This is a genomic window from Chitinophaga jiangningensis (genome assembly GCF_900142605.1).
Classification (GTDB): Bacteria; Bacteroidota; Bacteroidia; order Chitinophagales; family Chitinophagaceae; genus Chitinophaga; species Chitinophaga jiangningensis.
Genome location: NZ_FRBL01000012.1, coordinates 1 through 22,133 on the forward strand (window position 1 = coordinate 1; position 22,133 = coordinate 22,133).

A 22,133-nucleotide genomic window follows, 5' to 3' on the forward strand; every position below is an offset into this window, starting at 1 on the left:
TCTGACAAATTCACAAACGGAAAAGAGGTAATAAGAATTTTTATAGTAAAGATTTTTATTAAGTGTATGCATTGCACAAATCTAAAAGTCTCTACACCGCTGATAAAAATGGTTATCAAATTGAACAAAAATTCCATAGTCGTAGCCCAACCTAAATTTAAAATTTATCGTACATTATTATGTACATTTTGTTTGTTAACGTCTCAATGTGAAATCATGTTGATTGAAAATTCTAAATCGGACAGATTTAACCATTATCGCATTTCGACGCCACGATTAATTGGATGGAACTACGCAAATGCATCTCCCTATTTTATTACTATCTGTACAAAAGATAGAGTAAATTATTTCGGCAAGATTGTTAGTGACAGATTGATCCCAACTACAATGGGTAAGATAGTGGAATCTGAATGGAGGCGAACATTTGACATGCGTACAGATATGAACCTGGAAATGGACAAGTATGTAATAATGCCCAATCATTTTCATGCCATTGTTATCATAGGCATTAACAAACACAATCAGGAAACGCATTCTTCCACCGGCAATAAAATTGGTCCTCAATCCAATAACCTGCCGGCTATAGTGCGAGGTTTCAAAGGCTCGGTAACTTCATACGCCAGGCTCCACCACCTTCCATTCGCCTGGCAGCCCCGCTATCACGAGCATATCATCAAAGATGACGCGTCCTATCGAAATATTGCTGAATACATTGAAAACAACCCTGTGACCTGGTCTTTGGATAAATTTTTTTCCCCTTAACCGCCGTATCTTTGTCCATTCAAAATGGACACCACTCAACCCACACGCCGCAAAATCATCCACATTGATATGGATGCGTTTTATGCCTCTGTAGAGCAGCGCGATAACCCGCTGTACAGGGGGAAGGCTATTGCAGTGGGGGGGAGTCCGGAAGGCCGCGGCGGCGTGATTGCCACTGCCAGCTATGAAGCGAGGAAGTTCGGTGTAAGGTCGGCCATGCCAAGCAAGCGTGCCCAACAACTTTGCCCGCATTTAATTTTTGTGCGGCCCCGCTTTGATGTGTACAAGGAGGTGAGCAGGAAAATACGCGAGATTTTCAGCAGGTATACCGATCTGATTGAACCGTTATCACTCGATGAGGCCTATCTGGATGTTACGGTTGACAAACTGGGAATAGGATCGGCAATTGAAATTGCGACACAGATCAAGCAGGCTATTAAAGAAGAGCTGCAGCTGACGGCTTCCGCGGGGGTATCGATTAATAAGTTCGTGGCCAAGGTGGCATCGGATCTGCAAAAGCCGGATGGACTCACATTCATTGGGCCCTCGGCGATTGAAACGTTTATGGAACAGCTGCCGGTGGAAAAATTTCATGGTGTGGGAAAAGTAACGGCGGATAAAATGAAGCGCATGGGGCTTTTTACAGGTGCCGACCTGAAGAAGCTGACGGAGCAGCAGCTGTTGCAGCATTTCGGTAAGGTGGGTGCTTTTTATTACCGTATTGTGCGGGGGATCGATAACCGGGAGGTGCAGCCACACCGGGAAACTAAATCGGCCGGTGCGGAGGATACCTTTCCGCATGACCTTACCAATGTGGAGGACATGCATGCCGAGCTGGAAAAAATTGCAGAAACGGTTACCAAAAGGCTGGAAAGACACCAGTTGAAAGGCCGCACGGTGACGCTGAAGGTGAAATATAATGATTTCAGGCAAATCACCCGCAACCAATCGTTCCCTTATCCGATAAACGATTATGAAACCATCCTGGAAACGGCAAAGCAGTTACTGGCCGGCACCCTGGACCAGGGGCAGCCAATCCGGCTACTGGGCATCACCTTGTCCAATTTCGGAGAAGTGAATCAGGGAACGGGCAAGGAGGGGCCCTCGCCGCAATTGTCCCTCTTTAATTTCGATGAAGAATAGGAGGAGGTTATATCTCCCGATATAACCTCCCGAAAAAATTATTTGGCATACTTTGGCAGCACCACTTTGCGGACAATGGTATGCGCAATAAGTGACAGTACAAACGCCAGTACAATCAGCAGTGCCGACTTCACAGGCGTATCGAATACATCCACAACAGCAGCAACGTTTTTACCCGCATACAGCAGGGTGATCAGGCAAGCCAGGCCGCCGGCGATCCATAAAGTAATATGGGACCACAGGTATTTGGGCTTGTTCATGCCACCTTTGCCGAAGGAGGTAAACAGCAGGAATACGTGCGCAAGAAAGGATAACAGGCACAGTGTAGTAAGGGTACTTAACATCTCGTGGTTCTTTTAAGGTTAGGATATTGGTTGCTTATAAGTACAAATTACAGTAAAATTCCAAATTGCAAAGGATTTTAAGGTGTTTTTTGTGAGGGCTTCGCTCTCACAAAACCCCCCCCCCGTTTCAGTCACCGCCGAAGGCGGTGACTGAAACGGGGAAAATTAACGGGCAGTACTCGCCTTTTCCCACATCAGCGCAATATGTTCCGCAATCATATGCAGGCGATAGTAATACTTTTCAAAAATCTGCTCAAACATCCGGTGCCGGTTATGCAGAAATGCATTGAGCGCAAGGTAGATGAACTCCTCGAAAGTAGTATCTGCTTCTACCTTAATAATACAATTGGCTACCGGTTCCATATAGGTGGCGTACTGGGTGGTAATCAGCACGTCGTCAATAGAGGTAATTATATTTTTATAGAGATACGGGGACTTGGCGAACGGCGCATAGTGAATGGCGGTAAAGCCATCTTCGTCATATGCGTACTTATTGACCCCCTCCGAAAGGAGAAACTGGACCACCTCCGGGTTAGAATTATGCTTCATCGCCAACAATAACGGTGTTTCTTTGTCTTCTAAGGTAAAGTTGAAATGAATATTATGCTGAATAAGGATCAATAACATGTCCGCGATGGTGTTGAGCCGGTGCTGGCGGAAAATGTAAGCGATCGCAAAGAGGTAATCGGGATTATCCACCAGCAGACTGGCGCCTTTGGTAAGTGCATACTCCACCGCCATGGGCTTGTTGGCTCCTACGGCGCAGAAAATAATGGGAATCATCCCTTCTTTTTTATAGTGGATGTCGGCACCGCCGGTTTTGATCAGTAATTCTGCCGCTTCAAAAAATATCTCCTGGTATTCGAGCAGCTCACAGAGCAAGGCTGAATTTTCGTCTTTCGTGTAGTGGGCAAGGTTATAGCTGATATAGGTGATGATCTCGTCCGGATCCTGGCTGTTTCTTATTTTGCGTTTTAACTCCTGGAGAGATATTTTCTGCATAAACCGTTTTAACGTGTTACTTGACGGGATCGCGGATGAAATACATGTGCAATTTAGTTAATTTGTTTATAGACTGTTAGTATTTATCTCACATTTCAGTTTTTAGGTGATTTTTTACGAAATTTATCAGAGGCATCACAACGATGTTCCCCAATTAAAAAGCAGCATTATGAAACGTATGATTATCCATGTAATGTTGTTTACCGGCCTGATTACCATGGGCCTTACAACAACCATATCCGCCCAGCAAAAGGAAACCAGGGCAGAAAGAGAAGCTGCGAAGGCAGCACAGGTTAAAGGATGGGTAGATGCAAAACAGTATGTGTTTGTACCCCAGTCGGCCATACCGATGGGAGGCCGTGTGGTACAGCTGACAGGTGAGTTTTTCCTGTCCGTTACCAAAGATTCTCTGGTGAGCTATCTGCCTTACTACGGTCGCGCCTATACGGCGCCGATGGATCCTTCAAAAAATTCAATGGATTTTAAGAGTAAGTCATTCGACTACAGCACCGCCGACCGTAAAAAAGGAGGCTGGGACATCACCATTCGTCCGAAAGACAACCGGGATGTAGCCACTATTAATCTTTCCGTCAGCGAAAGTGGTTACGGCACTCTGCAGGTAACCAGCAACAGCAAGCAGCCTATCAGTTACAATGGTTACCTGAGGGAGAAGAAAGACAAGAAAGCAAAGAACAAATAAAAATCAATCGGCGCTATCGCTTGATGGTTCAGCATCCTGCGATAGTGGCCTTTAAAAACGGAACATGTCATCTGCAAAAAATATCACTACACTCTTCCTGGATATAGGTGGGGTGTTATTAAGTAATGGGTGGGACCGAAAAGCGCGCCGGCTGGCGATGGAAAAATTTGGACTGGACCCTGTGGAAACAGAGGAGCGGCATCACCTGACCTTTGATACTTATGAAGAAGGTAAGCTTACGCTGGAGGAGTACCTTCACCGGGTAGTGTTCTATACCAAACGGGATTTTACTCCGGCAGATTTCAGGGCATTTATGTTTGCACAAACGGAACCTTATCCGGAAATGCTGGAGCTGATACGTGCGGTGAAAGCTACACATGGCGTAAAGATCGCGATTGTAAACAACGAAGGCCGTGAGCTCAACGAGCATCGGATTCATCACTTCGGCATTGGGAGTATCGCTGATTTCTATATCTCTTCCTGCTTTGTTCATTTCAGAAAACCGGATGCAGATATTTACAGGATAGCATTGGATATTGCGCAGGTGAAGCCGGAGGAGGTAGTATATATAGAAGACAGAAGTATGTTTGTGGACGTGGCACGGGGGCTCGGTATCAATAGTATCTGCCATACCGGTTACGAACCTACGAAAGCAGCATTGGCCACATTTGGGCTGGCTGTATAATAAAAAAATAATATTGAACATTTTTGAGCCATGCCTGTTAGTATAATCAACGGGGTGGCTCTTTTTGTAAGATGTACGCAAAGTGCCTCCCTGCAATTAACCTGTTTTACAGCGGTGCAGAGGCGCCACTGTAAAACAGGAACACGTCCGCCGAAGGCGGACGTGTTCCGTAAAATGCGTTAACCAGATGAAATTTTGTAAAGACACGAGTTACACAATGGTAGATGTCTTTTAAAACTACAATTCAAAGTTCTAAATACGGTTGATAAAAAACAGGTACAACATCTTGACGTAATGCGAGATGTGCAGGGGCGGGCTTTCCAAATGTAGCGCCCGCCCTTATTTATTTTTTCTCAGGCTCACTCACTCTCTCAGCCACGATTGCCAGCGGTAATCCTATCATTATAATTAACACTAACGCACCTACGCTAACACCAAAGGTGGTAAAAGGTATTTGTTTTACATGTGTGAATGGCAAAACAATTACGTTCATCACTACCCATACGAACAGGCCATAGATAATGGCTATCAGGAAGGTATTGCGGATGCCTTTGCGAATGAAGGGATATACCAGGAAGAAAAAGGTGGTGAATACGAAAGCGATGGCGTAGTGGAATAAAACGCCCAGCCATGGAATAGCGGGATTACCACTATAGGCGGCAGGGCCCAGCAGGGCGCTGGCGATGAATTTGAGTACTTCTACAAACGATTTTCCGGAACGGACGGTAAACAGGATGCAGGAGGTGGCAAGATCCAGCGTTCCCGCCAGGAGGGCGGTGAGCGCAATGGTGCCCGTAGTGAATTTGTTGTACTGGCGGGTAGCTTCCATAAATAGTAATATTAAATATCTATTAAGATAAAATATTTCCCTGGCAATATCGCCTACTGTTAAGGAATAGTGAAGTCAAAATTTATATTTTATCTAAAACTCATCTTAATCAATTATTTATGAGTTAGTATAAAAAATATTTAAACAAACGATTAATTAAGTTCTTGTTTAAATCAAACGTTTGTTTAACTTTGTGTCGTCGAAACATTAATCAAGAAACATGGAAGGATACAGTGAAAAACAACTCGGTATATTATTAGTCGCCGAGCGTCTGTTTGCCGACAAGGGCTTTCATGGCACTTCGGTCAGGGATATAGCGCAGGAAGCGGATGTAAACATTGCCATGATTTCCTATTATTTCGGCTCAAAGGATAAATTACTCGAAGCGGTATTCCGGTATCGTATGACTGCCACCAAAGCATTTATACAGGACCTGGTGGATAATGATACCATGGGGCCGCTGGAGAAAATATACTCGCTGATTGATCGGTATGTAAATAAGATGCTGAACGAACAGAATTTCCAGTGCATCATGAACAGAGAGCAGATGAACCGGGAACAAAGTCCGGTGAAAGACCTCATCTGGGAACTGAAAAGGGAAATGATGGGATTGATGGAGCCTATTGTTACCCGGGCACAGGAAGAAGGAACGTTTTATAAAGATGTAGACGTCGTGCTGTTAATGTCCAGCCTCTTCGGTACCATCCACCAGGTAGTACCCGCCAAATCTTATATCAGATCAAGTCCTGAGTTTGCAGATATGCCCGACGATGAATTCGTTGAATATCTTAAAGTCAGGGTGAGCGCCCATCTTAAAAAAATGTTTAAAGCAATCCTTACACATGAATTCTAAAAGCATATACGCACGATTATATGCGCTTACAACGGGAATCTTGCTGACGCTGGTTTTTCAGGCCGCATCGGCACAGCAACAGTCGGCCACAAAGCAACTGTCGTTAAGTGAAGCCATATCGCTGAGTATTCAAAACAGTAAACAGTTAAAAGTAAGCCAGGCGAAAATTGAAGAATCCAACGCTAAACTGAAAGAGGCTAACGAACGTCAACTGCCCGATTTCAGTGTTACCGGTGCTTACATGCGCGTTACCGAACCTAACATCGACCTGAAGATCGCTAAGGATAACTCTGGTGGTACTGGTGGAGGTGGCACCGAAATGCCTAAAGTAAACAGCGCCGCATATGGTATGGCAAACCTCAGCATCCCTGTATTCGCAGGTATGATGATCCAGAACGGAAAGAAAGCTGCCAGTTACCTGGCCACTGCTTCCCGCCTTGATGCCGAAAAAGATAAAGAAGACGTGATGCAGAACACCATCGCTGCTTACGCTAATCTTTACAAAGCACAGCAGAGTGTAAACCTCATGAAACAGAATGTAAAGCAATCCTCCGAACGGGTGAAAGACTTTACCAACCTGGAGAAAAATGGTTTACTCGCCCGCAACGACCTCTTAAAAGCTGAACTCAACCAGTCCAACTACGAGCTCCTGCTCATGGACGCTGAGAACAGCCTGAAAGTGGCTAACCTGAACATGAACATCATGCTCGGTCTGCCTGATAACACCGTGCTGGCACTGGATACCACCATCTTCAACAGCAGCAGTCAGGTAGATGCAAGAGGAATAGGAGAGTTTGAACAGCTGGCTTACCAGAACCGTAAAGATGCACAGTCCCTGCAGGCACACGAAGGTGCTGCTTCCGCAAACGTGAAATCTATCAAAGGTGAAATGTATCCTCAGCTGGCAGTAACAGGTGGTTATGTAGCGGCTTACATTCCAAATTTCCTGACCATCACCAATGCGGTCACCGCAGGTGTGGGACTGAAATACAACATCCACTCCATCTGGAAAAACAAATCCAAAGTAGCAGCTGCCAATGCCCAACTGGCTCAGATCCGCGCCAATGAAGCACAGGTAACAGATGCTATCCACATGGATGTATATCAGTCATACGAAAATTATCTCCTGAGCCACAAGAAAATGGATACTTATATCAAAGCCATTGAGCAATCAGAAGAAAACTACCGTATCACTAAAAATAAACACGACAACGCCCTGGCCACTACAACCGACCTGCTGGACGCTGACGTGGCCAATCTCCAGGCTCACCTGAACTACGCCTTCGCCAAAGCAGAAGCCATCGTAGCCTACAACAAACTGCTGCAGGCAGCCGGTATCCTGGACCAATCAATCAATAAACAATAATCACACAAATTTATAAGCTGTGGAAACGCAAACTAAAGCTTCTAATAATACTAATAATACAACCATGCAGGAAACATCCGCGCCTAAAAAACGCAGCAAAGGGTTCGTCATCGTACTGGCAGCGCTGGTAATTGGTGGTGGCGCCTTCGGTATCACCAAATATATTCACGGTCAGCACCACGAAGAAACAGATAACGCGCAGATCGATGCTAACGTGAGCCCGGTAATCCCAAGAGTTTCCGGTTACGTGAAAGAAGTACGTGTGAAAGATAACCAGTTCGTGAAAAAAGGTGATACACTGGTCATCCTCGACGACCGCGACCTAGCCATCAAAGTGCAGTCTGCCGAAGCAGCCCTGCTCGCCGCTGAAGCCAACAAAACCGCTGCAGCTGCCGCTACACAGGCCGCTGAAACCGGTATCGGACAAGCACAGGCACAGATCGGTACCATCGAAGCTCAGATCGAAGCCGCTAAGGTAAACGTTTGGAGAGCCAACCAGGACTACGAACGTTATGCTAACCTGATCAAAGATCACTCTATCACCCAACAGCAATATGAGCAGGCACTGGCTGCAAAACAGTCCGCCGAACGCCAGCTGGATGTACTGCAGCGTCAGAAAACTGCCGCTACACGTCAAACAACTGTAGTGTCTTCTCAAAGCACCGCTACTTCCAAACAAATCAGCCTCGCTGATGCAGCAATCAAACAACGCCAGACAGACGTGGCAGATGCTGAACTGGTAAGAAGCTACGCTGTTATCCTTGCTCCGGAAGATGGTTACCTGACTAAAATCTATGTGCAGCCAGGTCAGTACATCAATGCTGGTCAGTCCCTGTTCAGCGTGGTACTCAATAACACACCATGGGTAGTGGCTAACTTCAAGGAAACACAGCTGACTAAAATGAAACTCGGTCAGAAAGTTACCATCAAAATCGACGCTTATCCTGGCAAGGAACTGGAAGCTAAAATCACTTCCTTCGCGCCAACAACAGGTGCTAAAATGGCCCTGCTGCCTCCGGATAATGCCTCCGGTAACTTCGTGAAAGTGGTACAACGGCTGCCGGTGAAAATCGAGTTCGTAAACCCTTCCGATGAAATGGTGAAAAACCTCCGTCCTGGTATGAACGTAGAGGTGGATGTTCATCTCGACTAATCTGCTTTAGCAGGAAGCGTAATGACCCGGAATTAATAATTAATGGGAACCATGATCACACAATCGGCGGAAACCATTAGCATAAATAAAGAATCATCAAACGGCCATGCTCCGGTATTAATTATTAGTTCCTGGTCATACTGCTTTCTTCTATATATAATTTAGAATTTTCATGCTGCAACAAGAATCATTGATAGAATACGGCTCGCGCAGGGTGATCATCACGATCACGGCTATATTTTGCGCGCTGCTGGAAATCGTGGATACCACGATCGTGAATGTGGCACTGAATGATATGCGGGGAAACATGGGAGCTACCATGTCGGAAATTGGTTGGGTAATTACGGCCTATGCAATCGGTAACGTAATTGTCGTTCCAATGACCAGCTGGCTCTCCCAGCAATTTGGCCGCCGTAACTATTTTGCGGCTTCCATTATCATATTCACGGTGTCGTCGTTCCTTTGCGGTAACGCAACCGCTATGTGGGAACTGGTACTCTTCCGTTTTATACAGGGTATTGGTGGTGGTGCACTGCTGGTAACTTCACAAACCATTATCACCGAAAGCTATCCTCCTGAAAAACGTGGTACCGCTCAGGCGATTTATGGTCTTGGTGTAATCATCGGTCCTACGCTCGGCCCGCCATTAGGTGGTTTTATCACAGATAACTACTCATGGCCTTACATATTTTACATTAACATTCCGATCGGTGTAATTGCCACACTGCTCACCCTGCAGTTTGTGCGCAGTCCTAAATACGCTGAGAAAAGATCCGCCAGCGACGTGGATTTCCTCGGTATCGGCTTGCTCGCATTATGCGTAGGTTCCCTGCAGTACGTGCTGGAACGTGGTCAGGAAGACGACTGGTTCAATGATCCGTATATCACGATCCTTGCAGCCACCAGTGCGCTGGCATTGTTCTTCTTCATATGGCGGGAACTCACCTATAAATACCCGATCGTGGAACTGCGCGTACTCAAAAACGGAAACCTCCGCGTGGGTACGATCCTTTCCTTCATCCTCGGGTTCGGTTTGTACGGCTCCACCTTCATCATACCACTGTATACACAGGGTATCCTGGGATGGACGGCCACACAATCCGGTATGCTCATGGTGCCTGCTGCACTGACTACGGCATTCATGATGCCGATCATCGGTAAGATGCTGGAAAGAGGAATACCGCAACAATACCTGGTTGCCGCCGGTATGTTCCTGTTCTTCCTCTACAGCTTCTGGGGATATAAAATCCTCACACCGGCAGATACGGGTTCAGACGCCTTCTTCTGGATGCTCATCGTTCGTGGTGTGGGTATGGGCCTGTTGTTCATCCCGATCACCACACTGGCACTCTCCAGCCTGAAAGGGCAGCAGATCGGCCAGGGTGCGGCCTTCACCGGTATGATGCGCCAGCTCGGCGGTTCCTTCGGTGTGGCACTGATCACCACCTTTATGACCCGTCGTACACAAATGCACCGCAGCGACATGGTAGCCTACATTGATACCAACGACCCTACAGTGGTTAACCGGATCAACGGACTTACCGCCAACTTCATGTCTAAAGGATATGACCTGGCCACTGCCAAGCATAAAGCGTACATGGTACTGGACTACAGTGTTACCAAACAGGCTTCTGTACTGTCGTACATGGATTCATTCCTCTACCTCGGTATCCTGTTCCTCATCTGTATTCCGTTCGTACTGATGGTACGCGCCAAAAAACAACAAGGTAAGCTCGACCCAAGTGCCATGCACTAAGGAAAGAGTGACACATAAAAATAATTGTTGCAATAACAGTGTAACAGTTGTAGGTTTAGGTAAATAAGCCCCGATATTCATCGGGGCTTTATTTTTTTTGGTATATTCAGGATAAGAATATGCGCCTATGGAAACGTTTAGTCATGTACGTACCGTCATCGGCATCATCCTTAGTCTCAGTATCGCACAGCTCCTTAAGGGTACTGCCAAGTTCATTCAGCACCCGGGCCGGCAAAAAATCTACTGGGTACACCTGGGATGGGTACTCTATATCTTCCTGATCCTGTTACATTTCTGGTGGTGGGAAATCAGCCTCAGCAATATTGCCCGCTGGACCTTCCTGGAGTACTTCTTTGTAACCCTCTATATCATTATGTTCTATGTGCTTTGCGCCCTTCTGTATCCGGACGATATCAAGGAGTATACGGGTTATGAAGATTATTTCTACTCCCGGCGAAAGTGGTTTTTCGGCCTGCTGGCACTTACTTTTGTAGCAGACGTGGTAGATACCCTCATGAAAGGCGAAGCCTACTTTCATATGCACTATAACGCGGAATATCCCATCAGGGGCATCACCCATGTGCTGCTATGCCTGATGGCGATAAAATTCTCCAACAAAACCTTTCACAGTTTTCTCGTTATCCTCTTTATCCTGTACGAATCCTCGTACATCCTGCGTTTATTCCTCACCGTTAAAGGTTAAAAAGGAATACCCGCCTTGCGGTAAATAAAGCTCAGCAGCCAGGCCGGCCCTATCAGCAGGAACTGTAAGTCCTTAAAGAAGGAAGGCTTGGCCCCCTCAATTTTATGCCCGATGAACTGGCCTATCCAGGCTACTACAAAAATAATGAGGGATAATATCCAGGGAGTGGCACCCAGACTGTCGAGCACCCGCCAGGCCCACAGGCAAAGCAGTACAAATACCAGCATGCCCATACTCAGACTCGGACTCAGGCGGAAATAATAAAGTAATACCAGCACCAGCGCTATATGCGCCACCGTTACCTGCAGGCCGCCCAGGTGAAAGGGCAGGGGAATGCTGTATAACAAACCTACGATACTAAAGAATATGGCAGGCACGCAAATCCAGTGTATGGACTTGTTGGTGGCGTTGCGGTGGCTGGTGCCGTACTCGTCCAGCCAGGACTGTATGGATCTCATATGGTGGAGGATTAGGTATTACTAAATATAACCATTTTTTTCCTTATTTGATTGGTATCCTTTTCATGCCTTCGCGACCATAAAACACCGGGAAATACATCATTTCCGCTTTGGCAGGATTCAGCTGGAAGCTGCCGGTATAGCGTGGCATCAGCGGAATGCTGAAGATGTAGCTGCCTTTATGCAGGTACTGGCAAAAGATGCTGACTTTCTCATAATAATATTCCCGGTGTACCTCACTGTTACTGTATGGCTGTGGCTTGCCATTATAGGAGCAGCCGGCCGGTATCGGTACTTCGATCATAATAAAGCCTGCGTCTTCCTTTACTTCCACCACCGCTTCCAGCGTTACTTTTTTACCGGCAGTGAGGGAAGTCACCTCTTTGTCCTCCGCTTTGAAATGGGTACGTACTTTAAAGGCGCTGTCCACCCGCTCAGGGTTGGCATTAAAGCGGCGTTGCCAGGTGTTCAGATACAGCATGCGGTTACCCGTTTTTGAAATTTGAAGCGCCTGCCCGGCAGGCAGTTGCGCCTCATATGGGAATTTGGTGATGTTGGTATTGTTCACCTGTAATGCCGGCGCTTTCTGCTCCTGCTCCCGCAAAATATCATCGCCGATGGTGCCCATGATGGTGGCCGATTCATAGGTGTTGCGCCAGCAGTAAGGCCCCCGCTGATCCAGCAGCCAGGCCCGGGTGGAGTGCAGCAGGGCATCATGGCCACCTTCATTGCGAAGAATACGATAGGCCAGCAGGGTGTACTGAATGCGGCTGTTGTAAATGTCCAGGCTGTCAGGCCCCCACCAGGCGTTGCCAAATAATGTTTTTTTGACGGTACGAAGCAGGTTTGCCGTACTAACGGTGATGCCTGCACGCTGTTTTATTTCAAGTAGTCGTAGTTGTTGTATAGGGGTGAGATAGTTAGTGTTAATGGTATCCACATATGCCCGCAGGTTAAAGGTGCTGTCGGTATCCCGGAGGTATCCCAGGAAGTCCAGCCGGGTATCAATGGCATAGTCGTAGATATGCGGCATCAGCAACCTGGTCAGGTCCTTATTGGCTGATCTGGTTCTGAAGCCCGCCTCCGCAGCCATGTTGAGCGCTTTCAGTACATGTGCACTGATCCACCCGGAGGTTACGCCATCTGCCCACCAGCCCCACAAGCCATCCATATTACGGGCTTTCTCGAGCTTGCTGATCATATTGCTGATATGTTCGTTGATATGGATATTGGTATCCAGTGCGGCAGCCCAGCGTTTTTGCAGCAGGGCCGCTATCAGTTTGGAAGCCAGTTGTTCGTTACAATCGTAGCGGTAGGAGTAGAGGTAGCTGGCTTCCTGTAGTAATACTGGCATGGCAGAGGTGGCGGCATACAGATGCACTGTTCCGGTATCTTTGGTGGCAGGCAAAATGAAGCTGGTATCTCCCGGTAATTGTAAAAACTTACCGAATGCCTCCATGGTACCAGGTTGATATATCGGCACCGCACGATACTCCCCATCACTTACATTATTGTTACTGATGGTAAAAGTATTGCGTAAGCTGTCGCCTGCAGGAACAGCCACCGTACTGGTTTCGATAAGACTATGCCGAAGTGGCGCCGGTCCGTTTTTGAGTACCGTTCCAGCTACGTTGAGCATACGATTCAATTGTATACTATCTCCATTGTAATTCATGATTTTGGTCAGCACATCCAGTGTATCGCCGGCCAGTGTAAACTGCGGCAAGGCCAGGTTAGCGCTTACCTGGTTATAGGCGCGGGTAACGGCGGTGGCAAATCCGGATTGTTTTTTATCGCCTGCTATCAGCGCGTATGACTTCCAGCTGGTGATATCATCAGGGAAGGTAACTTCAAAGGCGGCTTCCCCGTGTTCGTTTGTACGTAACCGTGGTTGCCAGTAGGCTTCATCCCGGAAATGATGACGGAGAGAAATTTTAGGGGTTTCGGCTTCCGGCGGGGCAGGACTCTTTAAACCTCCTTTCACAGTGGTATTGATGATCACGACCCCATCAGCTGCACGGGAACCATAAAGCGCTACCGCGCCCTCCCCGGCTAGTACCTCCATGTTCTTCACCAGCTCTTCATTGATATCACTCAGGCTTCCGTTAAATGGAACACCATCCACCACCAGCATGGGTGCTTTCTCACTATCCATGCTGCCGATCCCGCGGACTCTCAGCTGCTGCCCTAAACCGGAAAAGAATTTCCTTTTAGCCGCGCCTACGGTTACGCCGGCCACCTGTCCTTGTAGCAGTCTACTGACAGACCCCGTGAGGGCTTTTCTGTGTGTTGTGCCATAACCTACTACCACCACTTCAGAAAGATCATCTCCCTGCGGGAAAAGTATAACGTCATAGATATCATCTGTCTGAATGGTGCGCACTGCCATTCTGTAACCAACGGAGCGAAACGCCAGTGTGCCCGAATCCGATACATATAGTGCATATGCACCACGCTCATTGGTATAGGTACCCATTCCGGTTCCGTGGATTATTACAGTCGCATTTGGAATAGGTGTGCCGTGATTATCACGCACGGTACCCTTCACCAGCCTGTTTAAATTAGCGCCTTTGCTGGTAACAGGTTTTGGATCAGGATAAGAAGGTGATAACTTTTCTGGTTTATGTTCGAACTCAGCAGTGTAGTTGCCGGTGATGAAGGCCAGGTTGAGGCGCTGCCGCAAACTGTGAATGGTATCGTTATCAGGTTGTATGTTTACCTGGCCCCATTTGTAAATGGTTTCGTGGTCTGCCTTGCTGAGCACACTATCGAGGGTAATAAAGCCATTGTTTTTCATCATTACCAGGAGCTTATAGTAGCCGGCTGGCTGAATGATGGTACCGCCTGCATCTCCTTCCACCATCTCCAGCCAGTTTGGAGCATCGTAATTGTATACAAAGATCTGGCGAATGTTTGTGCGGATACTATCCGGAAACAATAGCCGGATCGTATTTTTATTACTGGCATAAGTGCGCAGGTTCAGGGACATGTTTTCCAGGTTGCTGTTGTACAGGCTGTCCATATCAGTGGCCGTGAGTACATAATCATGCAGTCTAAAGCTGTAGTTACTATAAGCAGGCAGCCTGCGGCTGAAATAGCTTTGTGCAATGTCGAGCTTTTCCTGTTTTACCAGCCCTTTACTGATGGTGTAACGGTAGCCGGGCTCAGGATCGAACTGCTGGGTCATCAGCGGGCTGGCGAAGTAGTAGGCTGATCCCTTTGAAACCGGACCTACTATAACATCCTGGTAATAGCTTTTGGTGATGGGAAATATCAGGTTATCGTTATTGATGTATTGTTTGGTCCACGTGTCGTGCGCCTTCAACACCAACAACATATTATTGAGGAGCGTTTTTTCAGCATCAGTGAACAGCGGCTTTTTGCGGGGTGTAATGCGTATACCTGCCAGGGATTTGTCCACCGGAATACTAATAAATGTTTTCATCCCTGCGGGAGCATATACGGAATCAAGGACGATTTCATGCTCAGCCGTCACAATCCGTATGGACTGTCTGCCCGGCGTTACCCGGAAACTATAGTTGTACTGGGGCTCAGTACCGTTTACATACACGAGATTATCGTTTATCCATACCAGTTGTGAGATCTGGGGATGGTTATTCTTTATTACAAACGGAGCAACCTGTGTGATACCATGTACCGCAGGCTCGAAATTATATAACAGTCCTTCCGGATGGAAGAAGCGGAAAAAAGGCATCGTATCCAGTCCCAGTATTGTTTTCCAGCGGCTCCAGTTCAAAGGGCCCTTTTCGTTATAATCCTCATTTGCAGCAACACCGTAGCCGGGTAATAGCCTGGGCGACTGCGTACGGATCCGATCCAGGTAGGGAACCTCCGGATCATACGTGTTGAATTTGGAAGTATGCGCGTAGGCAGTTACATCTGCATCTGCCACTGGCTGCTGTTGATTGTTTTTAACGGCAACGGTTATACGTGCCGTTTGCCCAGGCTGAATAGTTTCAGGCGCATGGATTTTTACATCGAGACTGGCCGGCAGGTAACGGACATACTGACCGGAGCCGGAGCTGGCATCTCCATAAATGAAAGAGGTATATAAACTGTAAGTAGCGTTGCCGGTTGACTTGTAGGCCCAGTTTACGTTTGTTCCTTTGCCGGAGGTTATTAATCGCTTATCCGCAAAAATCTGGTACCATACCGGGATTTTATAAGGGTTTTCGAGTGTGGCAAAGATGGAATCATTTTGCCGGTAACCGGTAAATGAAATCTCGGACATGTTTGCGCTAACATTATAATCCTTTCTGTAGTCGCCGGTTACGGCTGTATAACGGGCTATATAGGGAGATGCAGGTATCGTGGCAGGGAAGGTGACCAGTACCTGCCCGATGCTGTCTTTTGCACCGTTGTAAAAAATGATCCTGCCGGTGGCAGGTCCAAGCCGACCACTTTCCGAATAGGTAATCGCAATGGAATCGGCTATCCGTTCGAACCGGACATCTCTCAGGGTTTTAAGGCGGCTAAAAGTGAACGATTCCGTTTGGGTATCATTGCTGCTGCTGTTCAGTTGGCATGTTACGCTGCATTGCAGGTCGGCCTGCGGGAAGATGCTGTCGGGCATTAACACCACTGTTTCGCCTGTCTGCTCCAGCGTTATTTCCTGCTGCCATAGTTTTTTGGGAATGAAGGTGATCCCATTTTGGAAGTTGGAGCTGGCGTTAATGTTAACGGTGACGGTTACACGTCCATCCAGCAGGGGCAGATTATTTTCATCCGTAGCCTTCAGGAAAAATTTCACCGGCATACCGGGAGAATAGCTGTTTTTGTCGCTACGGGCCTTAAAAGTAAGCTGACTTAGTTCGTAGGCTTCATATTCGAATGTTTTATGAATATATTCCTTTTTTCTGGAGGTTTTAAACCTGGTGCCCAGGCTGATTTTATAGGTCTCGTCCAGGTCGAGGTCAAGGTCTTCTGTGAGGACAAACGTATGTTCGTATGCCCCTGGCCGGTAGGGTCGCAGCACCTGCAAAATAGTATCTTCCTCCTCATCATTTCGTTCCTGGCCCAGTTTCAGTTGCAAAGGAATATTTACAGGTATTCCTTTGGCATTTGTAATAAATGCTTTGAGGCGAACGGTATCCCCCGGTTTGTATTTAGGTTTGCTGGTAACAAGATATCCTTTGAATTCCTTGTTGGTGTATGGTTTGCTGAAAATTTTCCTGAGTTGTGACCATTTTTTAGCGATCCATCCGCTAGGTGAACCAAAGTAATTTTGTTCTCCTATATAAAAGAAGTTTGTTACGCCTTCATGTTTGACCCGCACTATGCCATTTCGACTTGCTTTTGGTAACTGGTAGGCCTCGTAGGTGGAGTGGAAGGCAAGCCGTCTGCCACGGAATAATACTTCAGGTGTGTGGAGTGGGAGCCTGTTTTTGTCTGTCAGGGAGATATAACGGCCATCGAGATTTTGAAGTGTATGTAACCTTACATTTTTCACGGGATAATACTGGTATCGCACTGCGTTCTCTTCTCCCTGCACGAGCAGGTATTGCCCGGGCGGGATATCAGCCGGGGTGGGAGCATTGGCTGGCCATGATCTTACGTAGGTATGGAGCAGTGCATCTGTTGGGGCTAATGGACGTGTATCTGTGATCCTGTTGCTCCAGAAGCCGCTGCCTATTTTGGCATCTTCCAGTGAAGCCTTATAGAGTCTGGCTGCTTCGGCATCAGTAATTTTGAACAGCGCGATAGTCTGCCCGGTGGTGTGGGCATTGGACAGTTGCTGCGCATAGGTTACTGTAGCAGTCAACAGGACAAGTACAGTCGTCAGTATTCTTTTCATGGTACAGGAGTTTCACAACATGTGAACAGAAAGTATGAATGTAAGTATTTAAGCAATAATTTGTACGCGGTGGTAGCTGTGTTGGCTGTGTATGCAGTAAAGATTTTTCCACTTATTTCCTTAACTTTCCTTGAGCGTTTATAGCGCATTGATACTTCAACACAAACAAATATTTTATGCAAAAAATCGGATTTATAGGAATAGGTAACCTGGGGTTGCCTATCGCGGAAAATTTACTGAAGGCAGGTCATCAGTTGAAAGTATACAACCGTACCCGTGAGAAGGCGTTGCCGCTGGAAAAGCTGGGTGCGGAGATAGTGGACAGCCCTGTGGCGGCTATTGAAAAAGGAGGGATTGTATTTACCCTTGTGTCGGACGATGCGGCGTTGCGGGATATAGTGACTCCTGCATTCCTGGCTGCGCTGGGTACAGGTGGGGTGCATGCATCCATGAGTACGATTTCACCTGTTACAGCAGGGGAGCTGGCGGCGCTGCACAAAAAAGAAGGGTCCATTTACATTGCCTCGCCGGTATTTGCGCGGCCGGAAGCGGCGGCGGCGAAAATGGGTAACGCAGCCATCAGCGGGGATGCGGCAGGTAAGGAGCGTATCAGGCAATTACTGCTGGATGGCTTTGCGAAAAATATTTTTGACATGGGTACCAAACCGGAAAATGCCAATGTGATGAAGCTGATTGGTAATTTCATGATTGCCGGCGCCATGGAGCTGATGGCGGAGTCTTTTGTTTTGGCAGAGAAAAATGGACTCGATGCGAAAGCAGCTTATGAACTGCTGACCACCACGTTGTTTACAGGGCCTATTTTCCGCAACTACGGTGCGATGATACTCAATAGGGAATTTGAGGGCGAACGGTCTTTTAAAGCATCATTGGGACTCAAAGATATAGACCTGGTGCTGGAAACAGCGCGTAACAGCTATACGCCGATGCCGATTGCCAACCTGGTGCACCAGCGATTGCTCACAGTGCTGAGTAAGGGCAGGAGAGATGCGGACTGGGTGGCACTGGCCACAGGGGCGTTGAATGATGCCGGGTTGAAATAGGTTGGTTGCACGCAAAGGAACATCAGACTGCATAAGTAGCAAAGGGGCCTTCGGCCCTTGCGATCTTCTTTCTCGCAAAGACCTGTGTTTTGTTCCAAAAAGTTATTACGATAGAGGAGGGGCCTTCGGCCCCTCCTCTATCGTAATAAGGTCCGCCACTGGCGGACCTTATTACGTTGTAAACAACAAAACGCAAACCTTTGCTGCTTACCTGCTTGGCTGCTTTGCGAGAAAAAAAGACAAAACACCATCCTTTGCGTGAAGCGTATCCTCCTACGACACCACCGCCGGCGCCATCACCTCCGGCATATGTTCCAGCCCCCAGTCCGACATTACTTCCAATATAGGCGCCATGGATTTTCCCAGGTCCGTCAGTTCATACTCCACCCGCGGCGGCACTTCCGGAAATACAAACCGGTTGATTAGTCCATCCTGCTCCATTTCCCGCAGCTGCAGCACCAGTACCCGCTCGGAGATACCCGGAATGGATTTGCGCAACTCACTATAACGCTGCCTGTCCTGCAATAAACGCCATAGTATCACCGGTTTCCATCGGTTACCGATGAGCGACAACGTATATACCGTGCCGCAGTCGCCCCTGAGCTGCCTGGCATTTTGCGAATTAGTTGAAGCGTCTTTTTTCATTTTGCTAAACATTTACAGGATATAAATGTAAAACATCTGTACAAGTTATGATGCCTGCGGCCGCATAACCGGGTATCTCCCTAATTTAGAAAATCGATTTTGTGTAGTGCCAGTAAGGGTTTTATCATAATATTCAGAAAAACCCTACCTGAATAAAAAAATATATTATATTTGTCCTCATCGCTAAAACGATTTAGCGTAAAACCTGATTTTTTAACATATGAAAAATTCCATGGCTGTAGGAGTGGATATAGGAGGCTCGCACATAACGGCAGCATTAGTAGATCTGGAAAACAGATCCATCATTGAAAACACCTGGCGTCGGGAACGGGTGAACTCCAAAGGCGCAGCGGAAGATATCATCACCGCATGGGCAGCAGTGATCAACGAGGTCACCAAAGAAGCAGCCATTGATAATATGGTGATAGGCATCGGAATGCCAGGGCCGTTTGACTACGAGCTCGGCATCAGCAAAATGCTCAACCAGGACAAATACGACGCACTATTCAACCTGAACGTAAAGGAACTCCTCGCGGCAAAATTGAATATATCACCCAAAAATATCCAGTTTATCAACGATGCAGGATGCTTCCTGCAGGGAGAAGGCTTCAGCGGCGCCGCACGTGAATTTAAACGCGCTATCGGCCTTACGCTCGGTACAGGACTTGGATCAGCCACCTACGACGGGCACCTCGCCAAAGATGCAGACCGATGGTGTGCACCCTTTAAAAACAGTATCGCAGAAGATTATATCTCCACCCGCTGGTTTGTAAAACGCTATGAAGAAATAAGCGGTCAAACCGTGAAAGACGTTAAAGCATTATGCGAACTGGAAGAACAGGACGAACGCGTAAAAGGCATCTTCCAGGAGTTTGCTGCCAACCTCGCCGCATTTCTCGTTCCCTTTGTACAGGAAGAAAATCCTGAAGTAATCGTACTCGGCGGTAATATTGCCAACGCATCCCCGCTATTTTTACCTGCACTGATCCTTCAGCTCGCAGCACATCATATTCATATTCCTGTTCGTATAGCCATGCTGGGCGAATCTGCTGCCATCATCGGCGCAGCCAGCGTATGGTTCGGTGAAACAGTTAATGCATAATTCAGGGCCTTCGGCCCTTGCGATCCTTTTTTCTCGCAAAGCAGCATAAGGGGCATAAGCAGCAAAGGCCTGCATTTTGTTCCAATGATTTTTTATCTCTTTCTGGGTAAAGACCTTCGGTCTTTACCCAGAAAGAGATGTTTTCCGCAGTCGGCGGAAAACATCTCTCTTAAAAAAACAACAAAACACAAGTCTTTGCTGCTTACCTGCTTTGCTGCTCTGCGTGCAAAAAAGTTCGCTCTCCCGGCGCCGAAGGCGCCCTAACCGAAATAAGTCTTTGCCGGAAACCTGCCGCCGTTCATCACATTTCATCAACCCATACTTGCAAATCCCCGCTTTCGCCATTATCTTTCCAAGATAATCATGCGTACCTGTAGATGTACTGATAACTGACGCTATTCCTGAAACCATAGTGAACCTTTTGATCGTTGCGCATGCCAATTGCTAGTGAACAAATAAATCTACTCTATAATCACACCTTATGACTAAACAGACAAGCAATTCCAGGCGCTCCTTTATCAGGAACTCCCTTGGCGCACTGGCAGCTTTCACAATTGTTCCCAGGCACGTACTGGGACGCGGATACCTTGCACCCAGCGATCAACTCACCAAAGCCGTAATCGGTACGGGAAGCATGGGCCGCGGGCATTTCGGATACGCCGGTACACGCGTGGTGGCCGTTTGCGATGTAGACCGTAGTCACCTGAAACTGGCCATGGATCAGCTGAAAGACAAATCAGTAAAAACATTTACCGACTACCGCGAGGTCATCACCCTCCCGGAAGTGGATATCGTTCATATCGCCACACCACCGCACTGGCACGGTATCATCGCCGCCGATGCTGCCCGCGCCGGCAAAGATATCTGGTGCGAAAAACCAATGACCGCCACCATCGGCGAAGGTAAACGCCTCGTGGAAGCGGTACAGCAACATGGCCGCATCTTCCGCCTCAATACCTGGTTCCGCTTCTCCGATAACTTCTACGGAATGGGTACCACCGTAAAACCAATTAAAAAATTGGTGGACAGCGGCCTGCTCGGATGGCCCCTGAAAGTGACCGTGAGCAAACACACCGGGTTCGACTGGAAATTTTACTGGGTAGGAAAAACCAACCTCCCGGAAATGCCGGTACCGGCTGAACTGGACTATGATATGTGGTTAGGACCAGCGCCTTATAAACCATACACGCAACACCGTGTTCACCAAACCTTCCGCGGCTACTGGGATTACGATGGCGGCGGCCTCGGTGATATGGGACAACACTATCTCGATCCTATCCAATACTTCCTTGGCAAGGATAACACCAGCCCGGTAAAAGTGGAAGTAGATGCGCCACAGCAACACCCGGATGCCGTAGGCACCTGGCGCCGCATCATCTACACCTACGACGACGGTTGCCAGATCATCCTCGACGGTGAAGGAAAGGATGAAAAAGCCGCTTACATCGAAGGACCTAACGGTAAACTATACCCCGGTTTCAAATCCACCATTCCGGACCTGGAAAAGAAACTGGCCGCCTTCCCTGATCCGCTGCCGCAGCAAACCGACTTCGTGGAAGCCGTAAAACTGCGCCGCAAATTTGCGCTCAACGAAGAAAATGGCCACCGCTCTGCCACACTGGTAAACATGGGCAAAATAGCGCTGCAACTCAATCGTAACCTGCAGTTCGACCCGGTAAACCAGGTGTTCATCAATGATGAAGGCGCCAATAACCTTATTTTCCAACCCATGCGCGGACCCTGGACCATTTAATTT

Annotated in this window: 18 protein-coding genes; 12 read left to right on the forward strand and 6 right to left on the reverse strand. The window is 47.6% G+C overall.

Annotated features, from left to right (window positions below; translation table 11 throughout):
- Together BUB18_RS26320 and dinB are read left to right on the forward strand one after the other, a co-directional pair.
- Positions 1–762, forward strand: a 762-nt coding sequence (locus tag BUB18_RS26320) for a transposase (protein ID WP_218588110.1), incomplete at its 5' end; no start/stop codon positions are given.
- A gap of 24 nt (positions 763–786) precedes the next feature.
- Positions 787–1,905 (forward strand): DNA polymerase IV, encoded by a 1,119-nt coding sequence (gene dinB, locus BUB18_RS26325; RefSeq protein WP_073086924.1) that lies wholly within the window; start codon positions 787–789, stop codon positions 1,903–1,905.
- 38 nt (positions 1,906–1,943) lie between these two features.
- Here the strand turns inward: dinB and BUB18_RS26330 are convergent, their stop codons facing one another.
- On the reverse strand, positions 1,944–2,249 hold the full coding sequence (locus BUB18_RS26330; RefSeq protein WP_073086926.1) for a hypothetical protein: 306 nt from the start codon (positions 2,247–2,249) through the stop codon (positions 1,944–1,946).
- 165 nt (positions 2,250–2,414) lie between these two features.
- Positions 2,415–3,251 carry an ankyrin repeat domain-containing protein gene (locus BUB18_RS26335; RefSeq protein WP_073086928.1) on the reverse strand — a complete coding sequence of 279 codons (837 nt, stop codon included), beginning with the start codon at positions 3,249–3,251 and terminating at the stop codon, positions 2,415–2,417.
- Positions 3,252–3,420: 169 nt separating this feature from the next.
- Between BUB18_RS26335 and BUB18_RS26340 the strand changes: the two genes are divergently transcribed.
- Complete coding sequence (locus BUB18_RS26340; protein ID WP_218588111.1) at positions 3,421–3,951, forward strand: DUF4251 domain-containing protein; 531 nt, start codon at positions 3,421–3,423, stop codon at positions 3,949–3,951.
- 64 nt (positions 3,952–4,015) lie between these two features.
- A complete protein-coding gene (locus tag BUB18_RS26345; protein ID WP_073086930.1) occupies positions 4,016–4,636 on the forward strand; it encodes an HAD family hydrolase in 621 nt (206 codons plus the stop codon).
- Positions 4,637–4,979: 343 nt separating this feature from the next.
- Here the strand turns inward: BUB18_RS26345 and BUB18_RS26350 are convergent, their stop codons facing one another.
- Positions 4,980–5,465, reverse strand: a complete 486-nt coding sequence (locus BUB18_RS26350; RefSeq protein ID WP_073086932.1) for a hypothetical protein — start codon at positions 5,463–5,465, stop codon at positions 4,980–4,982.
- A gap of 220 nt (positions 5,466–5,685) precedes the next feature.
- On the opposite strand from BUB18_RS26350, the gene BUB18_RS26355 reads away from it, so the two are divergent.
- The 5 genes from BUB18_RS26355 (at position 5,686) to BUB18_RS26375 (ending at position 11,296) form a co-directional block, all read left to right on the forward strand.
- On the forward strand, positions 5,686–6,318 hold the full coding sequence (locus BUB18_RS26355) for a TetR/AcrR family transcriptional regulator (protein ID WP_073086933.1): 633 nt from the start codon (positions 5,686–5,688) through the stop codon (positions 6,316–6,318).
- The gene (locus BUB18_RS26360; RefSeq protein WP_073086935.1) at positions 6,308–7,684 is read left to right on the forward strand and encodes a TolC family protein; all 1,377 of its coding nucleotides are present in this window, start codon (positions 6,308–6,310) and stop codon (positions 7,682–7,684) included. The genes BUB18_RS26355 and BUB18_RS26360 overlap by 11 nt, the downstream gene beginning before the upstream one ends.
- Before the next feature lie 19 nt (positions 7,685–7,703).
- Positions 7,704–8,837: an HlyD family secretion protein gene (locus BUB18_RS26365; RefSeq protein ID WP_245805741.1), complete on the forward strand. Its 1,134-nt coding sequence runs from the start codon at positions 7,704–7,706 to the stop codon at positions 8,835–8,837.
- A gap of 172 nt (positions 8,838–9,009) precedes the next feature.
- Positions 9,010–10,593 (forward strand): DHA2 family efflux MFS transporter permease subunit, encoded by a 1,584-nt coding sequence (locus tag BUB18_RS26370; RefSeq protein ID WP_073086937.1) that lies wholly within the window; start codon positions 9,010–9,012, stop codon positions 10,591–10,593.
- A gap of 127 nt (positions 10,594–10,720) precedes the next feature.
- Positions 10,721–11,296, forward strand: a complete 576-nt coding sequence (locus tag BUB18_RS26375) for a hypothetical protein (RefSeq protein ID WP_073086939.1) — start codon at positions 10,721–10,723, stop codon at positions 11,294–11,296.
- Here the strand turns inward: BUB18_RS26375 and BUB18_RS26380 are convergent.
- Both BUB18_RS26380 and BUB18_RS26385 read right to left on the reverse strand, forming a co-directional pair.
- The gene (locus BUB18_RS26380; protein ID WP_073086941.1) at positions 11,293–11,754 is read right to left on the reverse strand and encodes an Mpo1 family 2-hydroxy fatty acid dioxygenase; all 462 of its coding nucleotides are present in this window, start codon (positions 11,752–11,754) and stop codon (positions 11,293–11,295) included. The two genes, BUB18_RS26375 and BUB18_RS26380, sit on opposite strands and share 4 nt — an antisense overlap.
- Positions 11,755–11,797: 43 nt before the next feature.
- Positions 11,798–17,569, reverse strand: coding sequence for an alpha-2-macroglobulin family protein (locus tag BUB18_RS26385; protein ID WP_083550827.1), 5,772 nt, complete (start codon positions 17,567–17,569; stop codon positions 11,798–11,800).
- A 176-nt stretch (positions 17,570–17,745) separates the two neighbouring features.
- Between BUB18_RS26385 and BUB18_RS26390 the strand changes: the two genes are divergently transcribed.
- On the forward strand, positions 17,746–18,630 hold the full coding sequence (locus BUB18_RS26390; protein ID WP_073086945.1) for an NAD(P)-dependent oxidoreductase: 885 nt from the start codon (positions 17,746–17,748) through the stop codon (positions 18,628–18,630).
- A 273-nt stretch (positions 18,631–18,903) separates the two neighbouring features.
- Here BUB18_RS26390 and BUB18_RS26395 read toward each other — a convergent pair whose 3' ends face one another.
- Positions 18,904–19,275, reverse strand: a complete 372-nt coding sequence (locus BUB18_RS26395; protein ID WP_073086947.1) for a winged helix-turn-helix transcriptional regulator — start codon at positions 19,273–19,275, stop codon at positions 18,904–18,906.
- Positions 19,276–19,495: 220 nt separating this feature from the next.
- Between BUB18_RS26395 and BUB18_RS26400 the strand changes: the two genes are divergently transcribed.
- Positions 19,496–20,377 carry an ROK family protein gene (locus BUB18_RS26400; protein ID WP_073086949.1) on the forward strand — a complete coding sequence of 294 codons (882 nt, stop codon included), beginning with the start codon at positions 19,496–19,498 and terminating at the stop codon, positions 20,375–20,377.
- Between the two features lie 481 nt (positions 20,378–20,858).
- Positions 20,859–22,130: a Gfo/Idh/MocA family oxidoreductase gene (locus BUB18_RS26410; RefSeq protein ID WP_073086953.1), complete on the forward strand. Its 1,272-nt coding sequence runs from the start codon at positions 20,859–20,861 to the stop codon at positions 22,128–22,130.
- Positions 22,131–22,133: the final 3 nt, after the last annotated feature.

Coding starts and splice junctions, on each gene's coding strand:
- dinB (WP_073086924.1), top strand. CDS start 787: ATGGACACCACTCAACCCACACGCCGCAAAATCATCCACATTGATATG.
- BUB18_RS26330 (WP_073086926.1), bottom strand. CDS start 2,249: ATGTTAAGTACCCTTACTACACTGTGCCTGTTATCCTTTCTTGCGCAC.
- BUB18_RS26335 (WP_073086928.1), bottom strand. CDS start 3,251: ATGCAGAAAATATCTCTCCAGGAGTTAAAACGCAAAATAAGAAACAGC.
- BUB18_RS26340 (WP_218588111.1), top strand. CDS start 3,421: ATGAAACGTATGATTATCCATGTAATGTTGTTTACCGGCCTGATTACC.
- BUB18_RS26345 (WP_073086930.1), top strand. CDS start 4,016: ATGTCATCTGCAAAAAATATCACTACACTCTTCCTGGATATAGGTGGG.
- BUB18_RS26350 (WP_073086932.1), bottom strand. CDS start 5,465: ATGGAAGCTACCCGCCAGTACAACAAATTCACTACGGGCACCATTGCG.
- BUB18_RS26355 (WP_073086933.1), top strand. CDS start 5,686: ATGGAAGGATACAGTGAAAAACAACTCGGTATATTATTAGTCGCCGAG.
- BUB18_RS26360 (WP_073086935.1), top strand. CDS start 6,308: ATGAATTCTAAAAGCATATACGCACGATTATATGCGCTTACAACGGGA.
- BUB18_RS26370 (WP_073086937.1), top strand. CDS start 9,010: ATGCTGCAACAAGAATCATTGATAGAATACGGCTCGCGCAGGGTGATC.
- BUB18_RS26375 (WP_073086939.1), top strand. CDS start 10,721: ATGGAAACGTTTAGTCATGTACGTACCGTCATCGGCATCATCCTTAGT.
- BUB18_RS26380 (WP_073086941.1), bottom strand. CDS start 11,754: ATGAGATCCATACAGTCCTGGCTGGACGAGTACGGCACCAGCCACCGC.
- BUB18_RS26385 (WP_083550827.1), bottom strand. CDS start 17,569: ATGAAAAGAATACTGACGACTGTACTTGTCCTGTTGACTGCTACAGTA.
- BUB18_RS26390 (WP_073086945.1), top strand. CDS start 17,746: ATGCAAAAAATCGGATTTATAGGAATAGGTAACCTGGGGTTGCCTATC.
- BUB18_RS26395 (WP_073086947.1), bottom strand. CDS start 19,275: ATGAAAAAAGACGCTTCAACTAATTCGCAAAATGCCAGGCAGCTCAGG.
- BUB18_RS26400 (WP_073086949.1), top strand. CDS start 19,496: ATGAAAAATTCCATGGCTGTAGGAGTGGATATAGGAGGCTCGCACATA.
- BUB18_RS26410 (WP_073086953.1), top strand. CDS start 20,859: ATGACTAAACAGACAAGCAATTCCAGGCGCTCCTTTATCAGGAACTCC.